21 protein-coding genes are annotated in these 17,576 nt (G+C 71.8%); 15 read left to right on the top strand and 6 right to left on the bottom strand.

The features are described 5' to 3' along the window. Window positions 1–50: 50 nt before the first annotated feature. Window positions 51–578: a DUF6328 family protein gene (locus F6J84_RS12845; protein WP_238702497.1), complete on the bottom strand. Its 528-nt coding sequence runs from the start codon at window positions 576–578 to the stop codon at window positions 51–53. A 101-nt stretch (window positions 579–679) separates the two neighbouring features. On the opposite strand from F6J84_RS12845, the gene F6J84_RS12840 reads away from it, so the two are divergent. After that, complete coding sequence (locus F6J84_RS12840; RefSeq protein ID WP_150974218.1) at window positions 680–1,021, top strand: hypothetical protein; 342 nt, start codon at window positions 680–682, stop codon at window positions 1,019–1,021. Between the two features lie 19 nt (window positions 1,022–1,040). On the opposite strand, the gene F6J84_RS12835 is transcribed toward F6J84_RS12840, so the two are convergent. Together F6J84_RS12835 and F6J84_RS12830 are read right to left on the bottom strand one after the other, a co-directional pair. Continuing rightward, complete coding sequence (locus tag F6J84_RS12835) at window positions 1,041–1,463, bottom strand: organic hydroperoxide resistance protein (RefSeq protein WP_150894170.1); 423 nt, start codon at window positions 1,461–1,463, stop codon at window positions 1,041–1,043. A 42-nt stretch (window positions 1,464–1,505) separates the two neighbouring features. Beyond that, complete coding sequence (locus tag F6J84_RS12830; RefSeq protein ID WP_238702496.1) at window positions 1,506–1,973, bottom strand: MarR family winged helix-turn-helix transcriptional regulator; 468 nt, start codon at window positions 1,971–1,973, stop codon at window positions 1,506–1,508. 135 nt (window positions 1,974–2,108) lie between these two features. On the opposite strand from F6J84_RS12830, the gene F6J84_RS12825 reads away from it, so the two are divergent. The 4 genes from F6J84_RS12825 (at window position 2,109) to F6J84_RS12810 (ending at window position 7,178) form a co-directional block, all read left to right on the top strand. Next, window positions 2,109–2,978 carry a sulfurtransferase gene (locus tag F6J84_RS12825; protein WP_150974217.1) on the top strand — a complete coding sequence of 290 codons (870 nt, stop codon included), beginning with the start codon at window positions 2,109–2,111 and terminating at the stop codon, window positions 2,976–2,978. Between the two features lie 190 nt (window positions 2,979–3,168). Next, complete coding sequence (locus F6J84_RS12820; protein WP_150974216.1) at window positions 3,169–4,182, top strand: pyridoxal-phosphate dependent enzyme; 1,014 nt, start codon at window positions 3,169–3,171, stop codon at window positions 4,180–4,182. Continuing rightward, on the top strand, window positions 4,179–5,339 hold the full coding sequence (locus F6J84_RS12815) for a cystathionine gamma-synthase (RefSeq protein WP_150974215.1): 1,161 nt from the start codon (window positions 4,179–4,181) through the stop codon (window positions 5,337–5,339). The genes F6J84_RS12820 and F6J84_RS12815 overlap by 4 nt, the downstream gene beginning before the upstream one ends. Before the next feature lie 159 nt (window positions 5,340–5,498). After that, window positions 5,499–7,178 carry a sensor histidine kinase gene (locus F6J84_RS12810; protein WP_150974214.1) on the top strand — a complete coding sequence of 560 codons (1,680 nt, stop codon included), beginning with the start codon at window positions 5,499–5,501 and terminating at the stop codon, window positions 7,176–7,178. Here F6J84_RS12810 and F6J84_RS12805 read toward each other — a convergent pair. Beyond that, window positions 7,097–9,175, bottom strand: coding sequence for an ATP-binding protein (locus F6J84_RS12805; RefSeq protein WP_191905678.1), 2,079 nt, complete (start codon window positions 9,173–9,175; stop codon window positions 7,097–7,099). The genes F6J84_RS12810 and F6J84_RS12805 overlap by 82 nt on opposite strands. Window positions 9,176–9,238: 63 nt before the next feature. Between F6J84_RS12805 and F6J84_RS12800 the strand changes: the two genes are divergently transcribed. Next, complete coding sequence (locus F6J84_RS12800) at window positions 9,239–9,601, top strand: response regulator transcription factor (RefSeq protein ID WP_150894183.1); 363 nt, start codon at window positions 9,239–9,241, stop codon at window positions 9,599–9,601. A gap of 2 nt (window positions 9,602–9,603) precedes the next feature. On the opposite strand, the gene F6J84_RS12795 is transcribed toward F6J84_RS12800, so the two are convergent. Then, window positions 9,604–10,599 (bottom strand): TerC family protein, encoded by a 996-nt coding sequence (locus F6J84_RS12795; protein ID WP_150974212.1) that lies wholly within the window; start codon window positions 10,597–10,599, stop codon window positions 9,604–9,606. Between the two features lie 192 nt (window positions 10,600–10,791). On the opposite strand from F6J84_RS12795, the gene F6J84_RS12790 reads away from it, so the two are divergent. Continuing rightward, complete coding sequence (locus tag F6J84_RS12790; RefSeq protein ID WP_150974211.1) at window positions 10,792–11,088, top strand: hypothetical protein; 297 nt, start codon at window positions 10,792–10,794, stop codon at window positions 11,086–11,088. A gap of 426 nt (window positions 11,089–11,514) precedes the next feature. On the opposite strand, the gene F6J84_RS12785 is transcribed toward F6J84_RS12790, so the two are convergent. Then, entirely contained in the window at window positions 11,515–11,982 is a 468-nt protein-coding gene (locus tag F6J84_RS12785; RefSeq protein ID WP_150974210.1) for a pyridoxamine 5'-phosphate oxidase family protein, read from the bottom strand. Between the two features lie 116 nt (window positions 11,983–12,098). Between F6J84_RS12785 and F6J84_RS12780 the strand changes: the two genes are divergently transcribed. The 8 genes from F6J84_RS12780 (at window position 12,099) to F6J84_RS12755 (ending at window position 17,563) form a co-directional block, all read left to right on the top strand. Then, complete coding sequence (locus F6J84_RS12780) at window positions 12,099–12,527, top strand: VanZ family protein (RefSeq protein ID WP_191905677.1); 429 nt, start codon at window positions 12,099–12,101, stop codon at window positions 12,525–12,527. A gap of 9 nt (window positions 12,528–12,536) precedes the next feature. Continuing rightward, complete coding sequence (gene nagB, locus F6J84_RS12775; protein ID WP_150974208.1) at window positions 12,537–13,316, top strand: glucosamine-6-phosphate deaminase; 780 nt, start codon at window positions 12,537–12,539, stop codon at window positions 13,314–13,316. Then, window positions 13,313–14,506: an N-acetylglucosamine-6-phosphate deacetylase gene (locus tag F6J84_RS12770; RefSeq protein ID WP_238702495.1), complete on the top strand. Its 1,194-nt coding sequence runs from the start codon at window positions 13,313–13,315 to the stop codon at window positions 14,504–14,506. The genes nagB and F6J84_RS12770 overlap by 4 nt, the downstream gene beginning before the upstream one ends. A 132-nt stretch (window positions 14,507–14,638) precedes the next feature. Then, on the top strand, window positions 14,639–14,776 hold the full coding sequence (locus F6J84_RS15565; protein WP_191621855.1) for a hypothetical protein: 138 nt from the start codon (window positions 14,639–14,641) through the stop codon (window positions 14,774–14,776). A gap of 23 nt (window positions 14,777–14,799) precedes the next feature. Then, window positions 14,800–14,937 carry a hypothetical protein gene (locus F6J84_RS15560; RefSeq protein ID WP_191905676.1) on the top strand — a complete coding sequence of 46 codons (138 nt, stop codon included), beginning with the start codon at window positions 14,800–14,802 and terminating at the stop codon, window positions 14,935–14,937. 320 nt (window positions 14,938–15,257) lie between these two features. Continuing rightward, the gene (locus tag F6J84_RS12765) at window positions 15,258–15,956 is read left to right on the top strand and encodes a hypothetical protein (protein ID WP_150974207.1); all 699 of its coding nucleotides are present in this window, start codon (window positions 15,258–15,260) and stop codon (window positions 15,954–15,956) included. A 102-nt stretch (window positions 15,957–16,058) separates the two neighbouring features. After that, window positions 16,059–17,105, top strand: a complete 1,047-nt coding sequence (locus F6J84_RS12760; protein WP_150974206.1) for a hypothetical protein — start codon at window positions 16,059–16,061, stop codon at window positions 17,103–17,105. Next, window positions 17,102–17,563 carry an acyl-CoA thioesterase gene (locus F6J84_RS12755; protein WP_150894211.1) on the top strand — a complete coding sequence of 154 codons (462 nt, stop codon included), beginning with the start codon at window positions 17,102–17,104 and terminating at the stop codon, window positions 17,561–17,563. The genes F6J84_RS12760 and F6J84_RS12755 overlap by 4 nt, the downstream gene beginning before the upstream one ends. Window positions 17,564–17,576 lie beyond the last annotated feature (13 nt).

Here is a 17,576-nt window from a genome sequence, read left to right as displayed (position 1 = left end):
ACTAATGCCCCGGGCCAAATTAACTACTTATGGTTAACCTGCTTAACGATTCAGTCCGTCGGGCGACCGTCGCGTCCGACCCGGCGGGGGACGAGGACCCACAGCAGCACCACGCCGACGACGCACAAGCAGGTGGCCACGAGGGCGGCCACGCGGCCGAGGGCGACATCCACGATGAGGGTCGTCACCCCGATGGTGAGCAGCCCGATCGCGATGAGGTCGGCCGCGACGATGCGTCCGGCGATCACCACGAGCTCCGGTTTCCTGCCCTGCGCGAAGTGCGTGCGGTGCAGCGCCACGGGCGCGAGCGCCAGCAACGAGCAGACGGCGGCGAGTCCGACGAGGGCGACGTACAGGCCCACCTGGACCTCGTCGAGGTCGGGGAAGCGTGGCTGGAACGCCACCGCGAGCAGGAATCCGCTCAGGATCTGGGCGCCGGTCTGCATGACGCGCAACTCCTGCATCAGCTCGTCCCAGTTGCGGTCGGCGCGCTCGTTGCGGCTCTCGTCACGACCGTCGTCGTGCGTACGTGCGCCGGCTCTACCACCGAGTCCGCCCATCCCGGTCCCTTCCCTCACCCCACGATCTAGCAGATCGGCTGGCGTCTCGCCAGTCCCCTCGGCAGGTCGGAGGGGGCGGACATGATCGAAGTGTCAGTCCTCACGAATGGAGTCCACCCGTGCACGCCCCTTCCGCGAACCGTCCCCAGATCGACGAGCTGCTCCCGACCGAGCCGATCGCGCTTCCGATCGTCGACGCACCGCGGCAGCGCTCACGGGCGGTGTGGATCCAGGTCGAGTCCGGCCTGCACGTCGCCAACACGGCGGCGACGTTCGTGGGGACCGTGACCGTGACCGCCGCCGGGTTCGAGGCGCGGGACGGAGCGGGTCGTCACCGCGGCACCTTCACGAGCCTCGACGCGGCGAAGGGGTCGCTCGAGGCGTGCGCCGAGGACGCCGCGGCCGCGCGTCGTGCGCGCCGGACGTCCCCGCACCGCGGCGCCGTCGCCCCGGTGATCTGAGCGACGGCCGCCGGGGGTCTCAGTCCTCGGTCACGCGGACCGCGACGTCGATGTTGCCGCGGGTCGCGTTCGAGTACGGGCACATCTGGTGGGCGGCGTCGGCGAGGGCCTGCGCCTGATCGGCGGGGATGCCGGGGAGCACCACCTCGAGCTCCACGGCGAGCTGGAACCCGCCGCCGTCCTTCGGGCCCAGCTCGACGCGCGCCCCCACGCTCGAATCCTGCAGCGCGACCTTCTGCATCCGGGCCACCGCCTGGAGTGCGCTGTGGAAGCAGGCCGCGTAGCCGGCGGCGAACAGCAGCTCCGGGTTCGGGGCCCCGCCGGGGCCGCCCATCTCCTTGGGCGTGCGGACGTCGGTATCGAGGATGCCGTCGGAGGTGACGACGTGTCCGTTGCGTCCGTCGCCGGTGGAGAGGGCTTCTGCGGTGTAGATGGCTTCCATGGTGGTGCCTTTCGTGTCGTCGGGCGAGCGCGGAGCGGGTGCTCAGCGCGTGCTGCTCGCCTGCACGCTCTCGGTGAGCGTGTGCAGGGAGTCGAGGAGGGCGCGCGCCGAATCCATGGAGAGGCTCATGCACGCGAAGAGCTGCGCGGGGACGTCCGCCATCTCGTCGCGGAGACGGTCACCGTGCTCGGTGAGACGGACGGTGACGACCCGTCCGTCCGCCTCGTCGCGGGTGCGGGTGATGATCCCGCTGCGTTCGAGCCTGGTCAGGAGGGGGGAGAGCGTCCCGGAGTCGAGGGAGAGCGCTGTCCCGAGGTCCCGCACCGATTGGGCGCCGCGCGTCCACAGCTGCACCAGCACCAGGTACTGCGGGTAGGTGAGTCCCCAGGGGGCCAGCAGGCGGCGGTAGGCCTGGGTCGTCGCGCGACTGGCGGTGTAGAGCGAGAAGCACACCATCTGATCCAGGACGTCCTGTTCCGGGTCGAGTTCCGGGATGCTTCGGCTCGTCATGGTAGAACGATTGCACACAATCGAATTGTGCACAATGGGTATTCGCTGACGCGTGTCTGCGCGATGCGCTGTCTTGCGTGACGCGGTGTGTCGCTGCACGTTGAGGGGACCCGGGCGCGGGGGCAGGCTCGCAGCATGAGCGCCGCAGAGGAGAGCCCGGTGATCGGCGTGGCCGAGCTGTCCGCCCTGCGTGCGCGTCGTCGTCCCGTGCGGCTGCTCGACGTGCGCTGGCGGCTCGATCTCCCGGAAGGGCGCCCCCTCTACCTCGGCGGCCACCTGCCCGGCGCGGTGTACGTCGACCTGGAGCAGGAGCTCACGCGCCCCGGGCATCCGGAGGAGGGGCGTCATCCGCTCCCCGCGTTCGCCGACCTCGCCCGCGCCGCACGACGCTGGGGAGTCCGCGTCGGAGACCTCGTGGTGGTCTACGACGACAACGACGGGGTCGCCGCGGCCCGGGCGTGGTGGCTGCTGCGCCGCCGCGGCGTGGAGGTACGGGTCCTCGACGGCGGCCTCCGGGCGTGGATCGAATCGGGTGGCCCGCTCGAGGGCGGTGACCTGCAGCCGACGCCCGGAGACGTCGTGCTCCGTGACGAGGATCCCGGTGCCGCGTCGATCGACGAGGCGGCGGCGGCGCCGCGGGAAGGAGCGCTCATCGACGCGCGATCCCCGCTGCACTACCGCGGGACGGCGCCGACGCCGGATCCCAGGGCAGGGCACATCCCGGGCGCCGTCAACATCCCGACGCTGGCGCACGTCGGACCGGACGGCTGTCTCCGGGGGCCCGCCCACGTGCACCGCACCCTCGCGGATGCCGGGGTCGACCCGGCGCGCCCGATCGTCGTCTCCTGCAGCTCGGGCATCGCAGCCGCGCACACCGCCCTCGCCCTCGCCCACGCCGGGGTCCCGTCCCGGGTCTTCCCCGGTTCCTGGAGCCGATGGTCGCGCACCCCCGGCCGCCCCGTCGCCGTGGGGCCCTCACCCTGGGGTGAGGTCTACGCCCGCTGACCTCGGTCGCCCTGGCGTGAGGTTCCGAGGAGGGGCGGACGCGCCGCAGTACGGGATGGTAAGGTCGTCGGGTGCTGACCTGTCGCTGTTGTCGCTGAGTGATCCTGTGCGCTCTCGCGCATCCTCTCCGACCACCGACAGACGCCGCGACGGGTGAGCCCCGCGGCCCCCGAACATCAGGACATCTCCCATGCGTTACGCCCAGAGCGTCGCCGACCTCGTCGGCAACACCCCCCTCGTCCGTCTCAACCGCGTCACCGAGGGCATCGCCGCCACGGTGCTGGTGAAGATCGAGTACCTCAACCCCGGCGGGTCCTCCAAGGACCGCATCGCCGCGAACATCATCGATGCGGCGGAGCGCGACGGGCAGCTGTTGCCCGGCGGCGTGATCGTCGAGCCCACGAGCGGGAACACCGGCGTCGGGCTCGCGCTCATCGCGCAGCAGCGCGGCTACCGGTGCGTCTTCGTGGTGCCCGACAAGGTCGGCGAGGACAAGCGTGCGGTCCTGCGCGCCTACGGCGCCGAGGTCGTTGTCACCCCCACCGCCGTCGAGCCGGAGGACCCGCAGTCCTACTACTCGGTCTCGGACCGACTGGTGCGGGAGATCCCCGGCGCGTTCAAGCCGAACCAGTACGAGAACCAGAACGGCCCGCGCAGCCACTACGAGACGACCGGCCCGGAGATCTGGCGCGACACCGAGGGGCGGATCACCCACTTCATCGCCGGCGTCGGCACCGGCGGCACGATCAGCGGTACCGGGAAGTACCTCAAGGAGGTCTCCGACGGCCGGGTGCAGGTCATCGGCGTCGACCCGGTCGGCTCGATCTACTCGGGCGGCCCCGTCCACACCTACGACGTCGAGGGCGTCGGTGAGGACTTCTGGCCGGGCGCCTACGACGGTTCGGTCGTCGACGGCTTCGAGAAGGTCGGCGACGCGGAGTCGTTCGCCATGACGCGCCGGCTCGCCCGGGAAGAGGGGCTCCTCGTCGGCGGATCGAGCGGGATGGCCGTCGCCGGCGCGCTCGCCGCCGCCCGCGACCTCCCCGCGGACGCCGTCGTGGTGGTGCTGCTGCCCGATTCCGGGCGCGGGTACATGGGCAAGATCTTCGACGACGCATGGATGCGCGAGCACGGTTACGAGGTCGAGACGGTCGAGCCCCTCGTGCCCGCAGCCGCCACGAACACGGCAGGAGAGAACCGATGACCGATCACGACGCCGCACGCGGCTTCGCCAGCCTCGTCGTCCACGCCGGGCAGAGCCCCGACCCCGCCACCGGCGACGTCATCCCGGCCCTGCACATGTCCACGACGTTCGTGCAGGACGGCATCGGTAACCTCCGGCAGGGCTACGAGTACGGGCGCAGCGGGAACCCGACGCGCACCGCGCTGGAAGCGCAGCTCGCGGCGATCGAGGGCGGCGCGCACGGGATCTCCTTCTCGTCCGGGCTCGCCGCCGAGGACGCCCTCCTCCGGGCGGCGCTCCAGCCGGGCGACGAGGTGCTCCTCGGCAACGACGTCTACGGCGGGACCTACCGCCTGATCGCCCGGGTCCTGGGCCCGTGGGGCATCCGCCTCCGCGTCGTCGACATGAGTGACCTGGAAGCGGTGGCCGCGGCCCTCGCCGAGAGGCCGGCCAAGATCCTCTGGGTCGAGACGCCCTCGAACCCGATGCTGAAGATCAGCGACATCGCCGGTCTCGCCGCGCTCGGTCACGACGCCGGCGCTCTCGTCGTGGTCGACAACACCTTCGCGTCGCCGGCCCTGCAGCAGCCGCTGGCACTCGGCGCCGACGTCGTCGTGCACTCCACGACGAAGTACCTGGGCGGGCACTCCGACGTGGTCGGCGGAGCCGTCGTGACGAATCACGACGCGCTCGCCGAGCAGGTGCGCTTCCTGCAGTTCGCCGCCGGCGCGGTCTCCGGCCCGCACGACGCCTGGCTCACCACCCGCGGCATCAAGACGCTCGCCATCCGCATGCAGCGGCACAGCGAGAACGCGGATGCCGTCGCGCGCTTCCTCACCGGACACGACCGGGTCGCGCGCGTGCACTACCCGGGTCTGGAGTCGCATCCCGGCCACGACCTGGCCGCGCGTCAGATGCGCGGCTTCGGCGGCATCGTGTCGCTGGAGCTGGCGGACGGCCCCGCGGCCCGCCGGTTCGCGGAGTCCACCCGGTTGTTCACCCTCGCGGAGTCCCTCGGCGGCGTGGAATCTCTCCTCAACTACCCGGACGAGATGACCCACGCCTCGGTGCGCGGAACGGAACTCGCGGTGCCGGTGGAGCTGGTGCGGCTCTCGGTCGGCATCGAGGATGCGGACGACCTGATCGCCGATCTGGATCGGGCGCTGTCCGCACTCTGACCGGGGCGACTGGCTAGACTGCCGCACGGAACGTGGTGCTCGACGCACCCGGGGGAGTCGAAGATGACGGTCGCGCGCGGAGGACCTCGCGCCCCGGAGCGCTCGGCCTCCGTTCCCCGCGGCAGGGTGCGTCGCGCCGGACGCGTGTGGTGGGCCGCCGTGACCAGCGGACGGTTCTTCACCTGGTGGTCGGCCGCCGTGTCGCTCCTCGCCTCGGTCACGGTCCTCGGGTCCTACTTCGGTGTCACGCAGGCACAGGACTACCCCGCCGCCGTCGGGGTGTCGGCGATCGGATGGGCGGTCATCGCCGCCCTCGTGCTCCCGGTCGCCTGGGCCGAACGCCGCGTGCGCAGTCCCCGGGGACGCGCCGCGCTGGTGCTCGCGACGCTCGTCGCCGTGTCCGTGCTGCGTCCGTTCCTCAACGACGCGATCGCCGCGGCGCTCCTGCCCACGCAACCGAGCGGCGGGTGGGCGCAGCGCATCGCCACGAACCTCCTCGTCTGGGTGCTGCTGCTGTCCCTCGTGGCCATCGCGACCGTGGGTTACGCGGGGAGCCGATCCGTCGGGCGGCGCCTGCGGTCGGCGCGCGCGGCGCTCGCCGCGGCGGGCGAGCGCGCGGCGGTCTTCGAGCGCCAGGCACAGGCCGAGCTGGACGCGTCGTTCGCCCGCATCCGCACGGGACTCGAGACCCTCCGGACCGGTCGCCCGGGGTTCGAGGACGTGCGCGCCTTCTCCGCCGTGGTGCGAGAGGCCAGCCACCGTCTCGAGGACGTCGCGCGCACGGAGCTTCCTCCGGTGGCCGGCGACGTCGCCCCGGCCGCGCCCCCCGTCGGCTCCTCCCGGCCGATCCTGTCCCGGCTGCGCCCGCCGCCCCCGTTCACGGTCGCAGGAATCTACTTCGCGGCGAGCCTGCCGTACATCGTCACCGTGGCGCCCTGGTACCTGGTGCTGCTCTCCATCGTCGCCCTCGCCCTCCTGAGTGGTGCGGCGGACGTGCTCAGCCGCCGGCTGGGTGCCCGCCGTCCCCCGAGCGGACGCGGCGCGACGCTCATCGTCGTCTGGGCCGGCGCGGGCGCGGTGTACTCGGCGGTCGCCTTCGCGCTGCATCCGGAGTCTGGCGGGATCGTGCTGGTTCCGATCCTCGCCTTCCCCGGCATCGCGGTCGCGATCGCCCTGTGCGCGGATGCCGGCCGCCGCTCCATCGTGCAGGAGCGGCTGCTCACCAGCGCGCTGGCGGCGGAGGCCGCGGCGCTGGCGGCGCTGGCGGCGCGCACCCGGGCCTCGCTGGACACGGCCGCTGAACGCCTCCACGGCCACGTGCAGGGGCGCTGCGTCGTCTTCGCCGCGGCGCTCGACGAACGCGACGCCACGACATCGGAGGCGGAGGCGTTCGCCGTCACGATCGATCGCGCGCTCGAGGAGATGCGGCACGGGGCGACGGACGGAACCCGCGCCTCGGATGTGCTGGCCGACGTGATCACGTCGTGGACGAACGTGCTCCGGATCTCCAGCGAGATCGACCCGGCGGCGCGGTCCGTGCTCGCCGACGCGGGCATCCGCCGCCGCGTGGCCGACATCGCCGCCGAGGCGTTCGTGAACGCCGTGAAGCACTCCGGTGCCCGCTCCGCGGAACTGTCCGTGCGTCCGGCTGACGAACCCGGTCAGGCGCTGCTGGTCGAGGTCGCCGCTCCGGGGGTCCTCGCCGACGGGCTGCGCATGCGCGGGCGCGGTCTCGCGCACCTGAGCGCGCGGGCGTATCAGCGCGGCGCGGACGTGGTGCTGGAGGCGAGCGTTCCCGACCCGGTCGCAGACGGCCCCGTGCCCGCCTCCGTGCGCTGAGTCGCCGCGAGGTCGCGCGGCAGGCGCAGCTCGGCGACGAGTCCGCCACCCGCAGGGCTGTGCAGATCGACCGACCCGCCGTTGCGTTCGGCGAGCTCCCGCGTGATGGCCAGCCCGAGTCCGGTGCCGGGCGTGTTCTCGCGCTCCGCGTCGGGCGCACGGTAGAACCGCTCGAACGCGTGGGACAGTGTTTCCGCCGTCATCCCGGGGCCGGTATCGGCCACGCGGAAGATCACCTCACGCCCGTCCGGGACGGCGCTCACGCGCACCTCGCCGCCGTCGGGGGTGAACTTCAGCGCGTTCGAGACGAGATTGCCGAGGGCGCGCAGCACATCGCGCGGAACGGCGCGCACCGGCAGGGGACCGGCGACGGCGGTGTGCAGCGACAGATCCTTCGCATCCGCCGCCGGACGCTGCGTGAGGGCGACGTCGGCGAGGTAGTCCGCGGCATCGCGGATCTCCACGGCCGCCCGGACCACGGGAGCCCGGCGGGCGCGCCCGAGGGTGAGCAGGTCCTCCACGAGCTCGGACAGCCGGCGGGCGTTCCGGTCGACGACCTCGACCCAACCGCGTTCGAGTTCCGGGAGTCGCGGCGATTCGGCGAGCAGCTCCGTGTAGCCGCGCAGGCTCGTGATGGGGGTGCGCAGCTCGTGGCTCGTCGTGGCCACGAAGTCGTCGCGCTGACGCTCCAGGTCGATCCGCGCGGTGCGGGCGGCATCGCGCTCCAGCTCGGCCTCGGTCCTGGCCTGCATCATCCGTACCGTGCTGGTGACGTCCACCAGCTGCACGGCGAAACGCCGAGGATCGCCCGGGACCCGGTTCGCGAGCAGGCGGATGACGGTTCCGCCCCGCTCGTGCACCTGCTCCGCCTCTCCGCGGAGGGCCGTCTGCGTCGCCGCCTCGATGTCGCCCGCCCAGCGTCCCTCGGGGGAGAGCTCGCCGGACAAGAGGTTCCGGGCCGCGTCGTTCGCCCAGATCACGGTGGACGTCCCGCGCTCGCGCTCGGCGATGACCAGTCCCACCTCCGACTCCAGGAACCCCCCGGTGATGAGGCGCGTCGTCGTCGCCGCCGTGCGGGTGGCCCGGCGCAGCTCGTTGCGGGCGGCGACCATGAGCACCGTGATCGTGGCCAGCGCCACGAGGAAGACCTCCACCGTGATGGCGAGGTCCGTGGTGCTCAGCCCGATCGCGGCGAACGGCCCGCCGCCGCTGAAGCTCAGCGCGATGACGGCGACCGCGGCGACCAGCGACTGTGCGAAGGCGATCGCCATCGGGAACCGGAACGCCGCCCAGGTCACGACGGTGAACGGCAGGAAGGCGAGGGGGAGGTACGCTCCCGGGCGGAACACGACCAGGATGGCGAGGGCCAGGATGGCGGTCTGGATCGCCACCTCGCCCCACCGGAACGGGTCGCCGGCGCGAGCCGGGATCAACGCGAACGGCGCGACCAGCAGCACCGCGGCGGCATGGGAGGCCGCCGCGGGGACGGCGGCGTCGAGCAGATCCCCGCCCTGGACGGCCTGGACGGTCGCTCCGACCAGTGCGCCGAGGACCAGCGCGCCCGCCGCGACTGCGAGGAGGAACCGCAGCGCGTGCGTGATGGTGAGCAGGCCGAAGCGTCCGCCGCCGAAACCGAGCAGCAGCGCCACGACGAAGGCTTCCGTGGCGTTGGCGAAGCTCAAGCCCAGCGCGAGCCCCGGGTCGCGTCCGCTGAGGAGGTTCGCCCCGGCCGTCACGACGAACACGAGGGCGAGAGCGAGCGCGCGGCGGCGGGGCGGGTTCACCAGGACGAACCAGACCGAGAGACCGGCCGCGGGCCACCAGATGGCCAGGGTCCCGCCGGGCGGCGTGAAGTACAGCCCGGAGGCGGCGAGGGCGCCGATCCCCGCAGCGGCGATCGGCCAGACCCACCAGGCGGGCAGCCACGGGCGCATGCCCCGGCCCCAGAGCCCGGGATCGCGCGGCTCCCAGCTTGTCAGCGCGCTGCCCCGGTCCATATTCTGAACGTACCGTGCGGGACGGTGCCGTCCGTGCACGATGGAGCGTTGAGAGGAGCCGACGTGGCCACGATCCTGGTCGTCGAGGATGACGCTGATGTGGCCGGGCTCATCGAGCACCGCCTCGCCGCCTCGGGTCATGACGTGTCGGTGGCGGGGGACGGCGATGCGGGCGTCGAAGCCGCGTACGTCCGTCGCCCGGACGTCGTCATCCTGGACTGGATGATGCCGCGGCGCACCGGCATCCAGGTGTGCGAAGACCTCCGCGCGGACACGTCGTTCCGCACGACCAAGATCATCATGCTGACCGCCCGCGCACAGGCCGCGGACGTCGAGCGCGCGATGGGCGCGGGGGCGAACGACTACCTCACGAAGCCGTTCTCCCCCCGCGAGCTCCTCGCCAGGGTGGAAGCACTCCTGAACTGAGTTCAGCCCTCGGTGACGGCGGCCTCGTCGCGCTTGCGGTCAGAGCGCGTCTTCCACAGGCTCGCCACCGTCGCCACGGCGATCGTCGCGCCGATGAACACCAGCGAGAACCAGATCGGGATCTCCGGCGCCCACTCGACGTGCTCGCCGCCGTTGACGAAAGGCAGCTCGTTCACGTGCAGCGCGTGCAGGACGAGCTTCACGCCGATGAAGCCGAGGATGACCGCGAGGCCCTGCGGCAGGTAGACCAGGCGCTGCAGCAGACCGCCGATGAGGAAGAACAGCTGACGCAGGCCCATCAGGGCGAAGGCGTTGGCGGTGAAGACGATGTACGCCTCGTTGGTCAGACCGTAGATCGCCGGGATGGAGTCGACGGCGAAGATGAGGTCGACGAAGCCGATCGCGATGACGGTGAGCAGCATCGGCGTCACCATGCGCTTGCCGTCGACGCGGGCCGTCAGGCGGTCGCCGTGGTACTCCTCGGTGACCGGGAGCGTACGCCGCACGAACCGCATCAGCCGGCTGTCGGCGGGGTTGGCATCGTGGTCGGCGAACGCCTGCCGGTAGGCGAGGAAGAGCAGGAGTGCGCCGAAGACGTAGAAGATCCAGGAGAAGTTCGAGATGAGCGCGGCGCCCACGGCGATGAACCCGCCGCGCAGGATCAGCGCGATGATGATCCCGATCATCAGCACTTTCTGCTGATAGATCTTCGGCACCGCGAATGCCGTCATCACCAGCAGGAAGACGAAGAGGTTGTCGATAGACAGCGCCTTCTCGGTGAGGTACCCGGCGAAGTACTCGCCGCTGTACGTCCAGCCCGAGACGACGCCGATGCCGATGCCGAACAGCAGCGCGAGGCCGATGTAGAAGCCCGACCACAGGGCGGACTCGCGGATCGTCGGTTCGTGCGGCGTGCGGACGTGCGCGAAGAACTCGTAGACGAAGAACGCGATCGTTACCGCGATCGTGATCATCCAGATGAGGAAGGTGACCTGCATGGAGGTGCTCCAAAGGGGTTGGCGAATACCGGCGCCAAGGTCTCCTCCGCCCCGGACGGGACCGACGGCCCGGGACGCATCGATGCATCCGTATTGACGGGCCGGCCGCAGACGGGAGTACTCCCCTTGTGGGAATCAAGGCTACGGCATGCGCAGGGGTGCGGAGGCACCGCTGCCGATATGCTTCCTCGCGTGGAGGACTGGGTGGAGGACGCGGCGACGCAACTGGACCGGCTGACCGGGTCGTCCATGGCGGGCGCCGTTCCCGGCCGGGTGCGGATCGTGTCGATCACCGAGCCCCGCGGTCGCCTCCGGTACCAGGAGGCGCACCTCGAGGTGAGTGCGGAGGTGCCGGGGCGCGAGCCGGAACTGCGCCGCACCGAGGTCGTCCTCGACCGCCGCTACTGGCCGTCGGCCGGGATGGTGCTGCCCGCCGACATCGCACCGTCCGGCGCGCTCGAGATCCGCTGGGACGTCCTGGCGCGCTGAGCAAGCGTGGGGTCGGCGGCGGGTGGCGGCCGGGGGCGGGTGGCGGCCGGGGGCGCCCGATCCCGGAGCCGGACCTAGCGGGACTTGCCGGAAGCGGTGGACCTCCGCATCCGGTACTTCAACGTTGTGCTGCGGTCAACATTCCGGACAAGCGGCACGTTCGAGCGTGCGGAGCCGGGTTCTCGGCGCGGAGGCGGGCTTTCCCCGGAATGTTGTCCGGCGCGCCGGGTAGGGTACCCCGCAGCCGCAGCCGCAGCCGCAGCCGCAGCCGCAGCCGTCCGGACCCGGACGGGCGGTCGCCGCACCGCGGACGACGTCCCGGCCGCACCTCGGTCAACGTTCCGGATGTGTGGTGCTTTGGGGCTGCGCAGGCCGTCCGCGGAGGCTGATAGCCCGATCGGTCCGGAATGTTGTCCCCTGCAGGGGCTACAGGTCGAGCTTCTCGTTCTCGCCCTCGATCTTGCGGCGGGTGAGCAGTGTCACGAGGTGGACGATCCTGCTTCCGGGGGAGTGCCAGAACTCGGCGCCGTCGGCGGTGAAGTGGAGCAGGCCGACGTTCGGGTCGTCCTTGCCGTTCGGGAACCACGCCTCGAGCGCCGGCTTCCAGAGCTCCGCGAGCTTGGCGCGGTCCTCGACGATGCGCCCGGTGCCGCTGAGGGAGACCCAGGCGTCGTCCGAACTCATCGAGACGCCGGCGTGCGGGTTCCGCGCGAGGTGCTGTGCGGCGGGGGCGTCCTTGCCGATGACGAACCACAGGTCGCCGTCGAACTCCGCCTCCTGCACGGTCAGCGGGTGGGCGACGAGCGAGCCGTCCGTCTCCATCGTCGTCACCATCGCGAACCGGAACTTCCGGATCAGCTGGGTCAGGGTCTTGAGGTCGTCCTCATCGGTCATGACTGCTCCTCCTGGAGTCCGGGGATGTGCGGGAAGTCTCGCACTCGCCCCCGCCGGGCGCGGAGCGGTTGCGCATGCCCGCCGGACTGTGCACAATCACTCGCTATCGTTGCCGGATGGGGAACGCGGGGACGCCTGCACGCGCCCGGGGACGGCGCCGGGCGGGCATGCTGCTGGCCGGCTACACGGCGGTGGCGCTGCTCATCGTGTTCTGGCCGGTTCCGGTGGACCGCGGTGCATCGGGGCTGCTCGACCGCGTGGAGGACCTGCTGCCCTGGGCGACCTACGGCCGCGTCGAGTTCGCCGCGAACGTCGTCTTCTTCATCCCGCTCGGGTGGCTGCTCAGCATCCTGCTCGAGCGGAGACGGTACCTGGTGCTGCCCATCGGCATCCTGGCGACCGTGGCGATCGAGACGATCCAGGGGGATCTGCTCGCTGCGCGAACCGCGAGCGTCACCGACGTGCTCGCGAACACCGCGGGGACGTGCATCGGGATGCTGTTGGCGGCGGTCGTCGCCGTACCCAAACGGGCGCCGGAACGGTAGACAGGGCTGATGGAAGTCATCATCACCGAGGAGGAGCGGATCGGCGAGTTGGTCGCCGACGACATCGCGGCGCTCGTGGCACGCGTACCGGATGCGGTGCTGGGGCTCGCGACCGGGTCCAGCCCGCTCCGGATCTACGACAGCGTCGCTCGCCGCGTCGACGCCGGGACGCTGTCGCTCGCGCGGGCGCGGGCGTTCACCCTCGACGAGTACGTGGGCCTGCCGGCGGGTCATCCCGCCGCCTACCGCACCGTGATCGACGCGGACTTCGTCTCGCGCGTGGACCTGCCCGCGGATGCCGTGCAGGGGCCGGACGGGACCGCGGCCGACCTCGCCGCCGCGTGCGCCGCGTACGAGGCGGCGATCCGGGACGCCGGCGGCGTGGACCTCCAGATCCTCGGGATCGGCACGGACGGGCACATCGCCTTCAACGAGCCGGGGTCGTCGCTGTCCTCCCGCACGCGCGTGAAGACGCTCACCGAACAGACCCGGCGGGACAACGCCCGATTCTTCGACGGCGACCTCGAGTCGGTGCCGCGGCACTGCCTCACCCAGGGCCTCGGCACGATCATGGAGGCCCGGCACATCGTGCTCGTCGCCACCGGCGCCGGCAAGGCGCAGGCCGTCCACCACCTCGTCGAGGGCGCCGTGTCGGCGCTGTGGCCGGCCACCATCCTGCAGCACCATCCCCGCGTCTCGGTGCTCATCGACGAGGCGGCGGCGTCCCGCCTGCAGCTGGCGGACTACTACCGCTACACCTATGCGCATCGGCACCAGGTGGGGCAGTGACCGCCCGTGCCGAGGAGGCCGGCACGGGGGTGCTGATCCACTCCGCGCGCCTGGTCACCGCCGGTCCCGACGGATCGCTGCGCGACGAGCCGGACGCCTGGCTGCTCCTGCGCGGCGGGTCGGTGCAGGCGAGCGGGAACGGGGCCGGGTGGCGGGACCTGGTCGCACCCGGCGACGAGGTCATCGACGCGCGGGAGGCGGCCGGTGCCGGGGCGGTGCTCACCCCGGGCCTCGTCGACATCCACACCCACGGCGGCGGAGGCCACGATGCCGCGGGCGACGCGGAGGATGTCGACGCGGTGCTCGCCGCGCACGCCCGCCACGGCGTCACCCGTGTCGTCCTCTCCCTGGTGAGCGCCCCGATCGCCCGGCTCGTGGCGCAGGCCGACCGGATCGGGGCGCTCATGCCCGAGCGGCCGGGCATCCTCGGCGTGCACCTGGAGGGGCCGTTCCTCGACACCGCGCACTGCGGGGCGCACGACCCCGCTGCGCTGCAGTCGCCCACGCCGGAGGCCCTGGACCGGCTGCTGGGCACCGGCGTCGTCCGCCAGATGACGCTCGCCCCGGAACTCGAGGGAGGGCTGGCCGCGGTGCGGCGCATCGTGCAGGCGGGGGCGGTCGCCGCCGTCGGCCACACTGACGCGGATGCCGGGATGACGCGCCGGGCGATAGAGGCGGGAGCGACGCTGCTCACCCATGCCTTCAACGCCATGCCGCCCCTCCACCACCGCGCCCCGGGGCCGGTGGGCGTCGCGCTCGCCGACGACCGGATGACTCTGGAGGTCATCGCCGACGGGCACCATCTCGATCCGGTCGTGGTGACGATGCTGTTGCGGGCGGCCCCCGGCAGGGTGGCGTTGGTGAGCGATGCGATGGCCGCCGCGGCCGCCCCGGACGGGACGTACGCGCTCGGCGCGGCGGACGTCGAGGTGCGCGACGGCGTGGCGCGGCTGCGCGGGACGGAGGTGCTCGCCGGCTCGACCCTGACCCTCGACCAGGCCGTCCGCAACGTCGTCGGTTACGGCGTGCCCCTGGCCACGGCGGTCGCCGCGGCGACGGCCGTCCCGGCTACGGCGATCGGTCGCCCGGACCTCGGCCGGCTCGGCACGGGCGACCCCGCCGACGTCGTGCTCTGGACCGCGGACCTCGTGCCGCAGGCCGTCTGGCGCACCGGCGTCCGCACCGCCTGAGCGGCCGGGTGGTAGGACTTTTCCGCGCCGTTTTCAAGTCCCATTGACAAGCGGTCCCGCCGACCTAACCTGGGTGGTGTCCCCGGTTAATGAAGACCCCCCGCTTCAGCCGAGGGTACGAAGGGCGAGGCCATGGACGACGTGATCATTCCCGACGGACGATCCACGCAGGACCTGCACGACGACGAGGAACTGCTGGACGAAGCCGACGAGTTCGAGGATGCGGCGGTGGCGGAGTTCATCCGCCGGTTCGGGAGCGTGCCCCTATGACTCGCCCCGAATGGGCTCACCCGGTGAGCAAACCGATACCGATCCCCAGCATCCGTCCCACGCGGTTGTACCGACGCCGGGACCCCCTCATCGAGGACGAGCAGGACGCGAGTGCGGACGTGATCGATCCTTCGGGGAACGCCGCCGCCGGCCAGGGCTGAACTGAGAGACTGTGCCCCCCTCCGGCCTAGAGGAGAGGGGCACAGTGAGCGATCGGCCGGGGAATCCTGGTCTCAGCTCGGGTAAGGCGGACGCCCGGGCCTTCGCGGGGAGCGGACGTCCACCTGGATTAGATCACACCTCGCTGTGCGGATGCAGGAGGGGAAACCCCGAAACCTGGCGTGTCGCTCTGGGGCCTTCCCCCCGTCGAAGCACACCCTCGCGTCGAGCCGCAAGGGGGAGCCTGCCGAGCGTCGCGGGTGATCAGGTGGAATGAGGGCGGCGCCGGCGTCGCCCGTACCTCGTCGGAAGGAGCACCACTATGAGCGACAACCAGAACGACCAGCAGCAGCCCGTCGTCGCCGAGAACCTGCACGAGAAGGTCGAGGAGGCCGCGGCCAGCGCGCACGAGACCGACGATCGCGGCGCAGACGCGGCGAAGGACGCGGATGGGACCGCCGAGGAGGCAGCGACGAGCGCGCACGAGACCGTCGATCGCGGCTCGGATGCGGCGAAGGACGCGGCCGGGACCGCCGAGGACGCCGCGACCAATGCGCACGAGACCGTCGATCGCGGCTCGGATGCGGCGAAGGAAGGGATCGAGCAGACCGCGGACAAGGTCCAGGAGACCGCCGGTGCTGCCGCGGGTGCTGCCGAGGCCGGCGCGGACCGGGCCGGGAAGGGCGTGGACGCCGGAGCGGACAAGGCCGAAGCGGCGGCGAAGCGGGCCAGGGACGCGGTGAAGACCGGCGCGGAGAAGGCCGAGAAGGCCGTCGACGCCGTCGTGGGGAGCACGCTCGAGGACCGCGCTCCGCAGATCGCCAAGGCCGCGAGGGACCTGGCCGGTCAGGGGGCGGACGCCGTGCAGCAGGCGGCGGATGTCGCCTACGGCGCCGCGACCGGGGCGATCGGCTCGGCGCGGGACTCCTACCGGGCCAATCCGCTGAAGACCATCGCCGTGGCCGGTGCCGCGGCGCTCGCGGTGGTCGGCGTGTTCCGGCTGCTGTTGCGCAAGAAGTGACCGGTGGCGTGCCGGCCCTCCCCGATGGGGGACCATAGAGGGGAGGGCTCCACGCGAACGTCGTGCACCTCGGTGGCAGTGAACGGGAAGCGGTGATCGGCGGTGGACTCGACGGCGACCGCGTTGACTCTCGTGATCGTGTCCGTGCTCGCCGTCGTGGTGGTGCTGTCGGCGCTGCTCTGGTCGAGTCTGTTCACGATGCGGCCGGGCCCGTTCCTGCGGTATGCGAGCCTGTCGGCGTTCGCCTCATTCGGGTCGAGTCTCGTCTACCTCATCTGGGCGTTCCAGGGGGACCGCTGGATCGTCGCGATCGGTGACGCCCTGATGCTGTGGGGACCGGCCTGCCTCTGGGTGGCGCTGAGTTCGCTCAACGGCCGGTTCGAGTGGCGCGCCTGGGTCGCGGTGTCCAGCGGGGTGGCGATGTTCGTGCTCACGCTGCTGGTGCCGGAGTCGGTCTCCTCCGCGGTGAAGATCGGCGTGATGCTCGTGTACTGCGTAGCGGTCGCGTACCAGGCGCGGACCCCGCCGGCGAGTGCGCGCCGGGGCATGGCCACCATCACGCTGCTCACGTCGGTGTACGCCGTGTTCTGCGGCGGACGGCTCGTCGCGGCCGGCGTCGGGGGCATGGAGGGTGAGCTCTACCGCGAGTACTTCTCCACGGGGCCGACGACGATCGTCGGCGTCGTCACCGTCATCTTCATCGCCTACGGCGTGCTCCGTGCGGCGCAGGACCCGCGGCCGGCGTGGCGGATGCAGCACGACGCGGTGCGCACCCAGCTGGAGGAGCGCGCTCGGGCTCTGCTCGAGGCGGGGGAGAGCGTGAACTGGCGCACCGTGTCCCTGCCCGAGCTGTCGCTCATGCGGGAGTCCTTCGGGGAGGACTACGTGCAGGACGCGCACCTCGCCCTGCTCACCGCCTGCCGCGACGCGGCCGCGCCCGGCGCCGAAGTGGGGGCGATCGGTCCGGCGCGGATCGTGATGGTCGAGCCGAGCGACAGTCCCGAGCCGTCCCGGGCGGATCTGCGCACCCGGTTCGCCCGCGCCTCTCCGACGCTCACCGAGACCTACGTGCCGGACGTCGACATCGTTACGCTCGTCATCTCCGACCCGGAGGCGCTCGCGGAGGCAGGCGTAGGCTCGACGTCGTGACGAACAGCTGGCACTGGTCCGAAGAGGGCATCAACTTCCACACCCGCAAGTGGGTGCGTCCCGAGGATCTGAACGCGAACGGGACGTTGTTCGGCGGCAGCCTGCTCAAGTGGATCGACGAGGAGGCGGCGATCTACGCCATCCTCCAGCTCGGCAACTACCGCTGCGTGACCAAGCTCATCTCCGAGATCAACTTCGAGGCGTCTGCGCTGCAGGGCGACCTGATCGAGATGGGCCTGACCGCGACGCACTTCGGGCGCACCTCCCTCACGATGCGCGCGGTCGTGCGCAACATGATCACCCGCAAGCGCATCCTGACGATCGAACGGATCGTCTTCGTCAGCGTGGACGAGGACGGCCGGCCCACCCCGCACGGGTTCACCGACATCACCTACGACCGGGACCGGATGCCGACCGAGCACCCGCAGACCGGGAGTGTGCGCCTGCCCCGGGACTGATCCGCCGTCTCGG

The sequence above is a fragment of the Microbacterium caowuchunii genome (assembly GCF_008727755.1).
GTDB classification, from domain to species: domain Bacteria; phylum Actinomycetota; class Actinomycetes; order Actinomycetales; family Microbacteriaceae; genus Microbacterium; species Microbacterium caowuchunii.
This window is presented reverse-complemented; position numbering and strand designations above follow the sequence as displayed.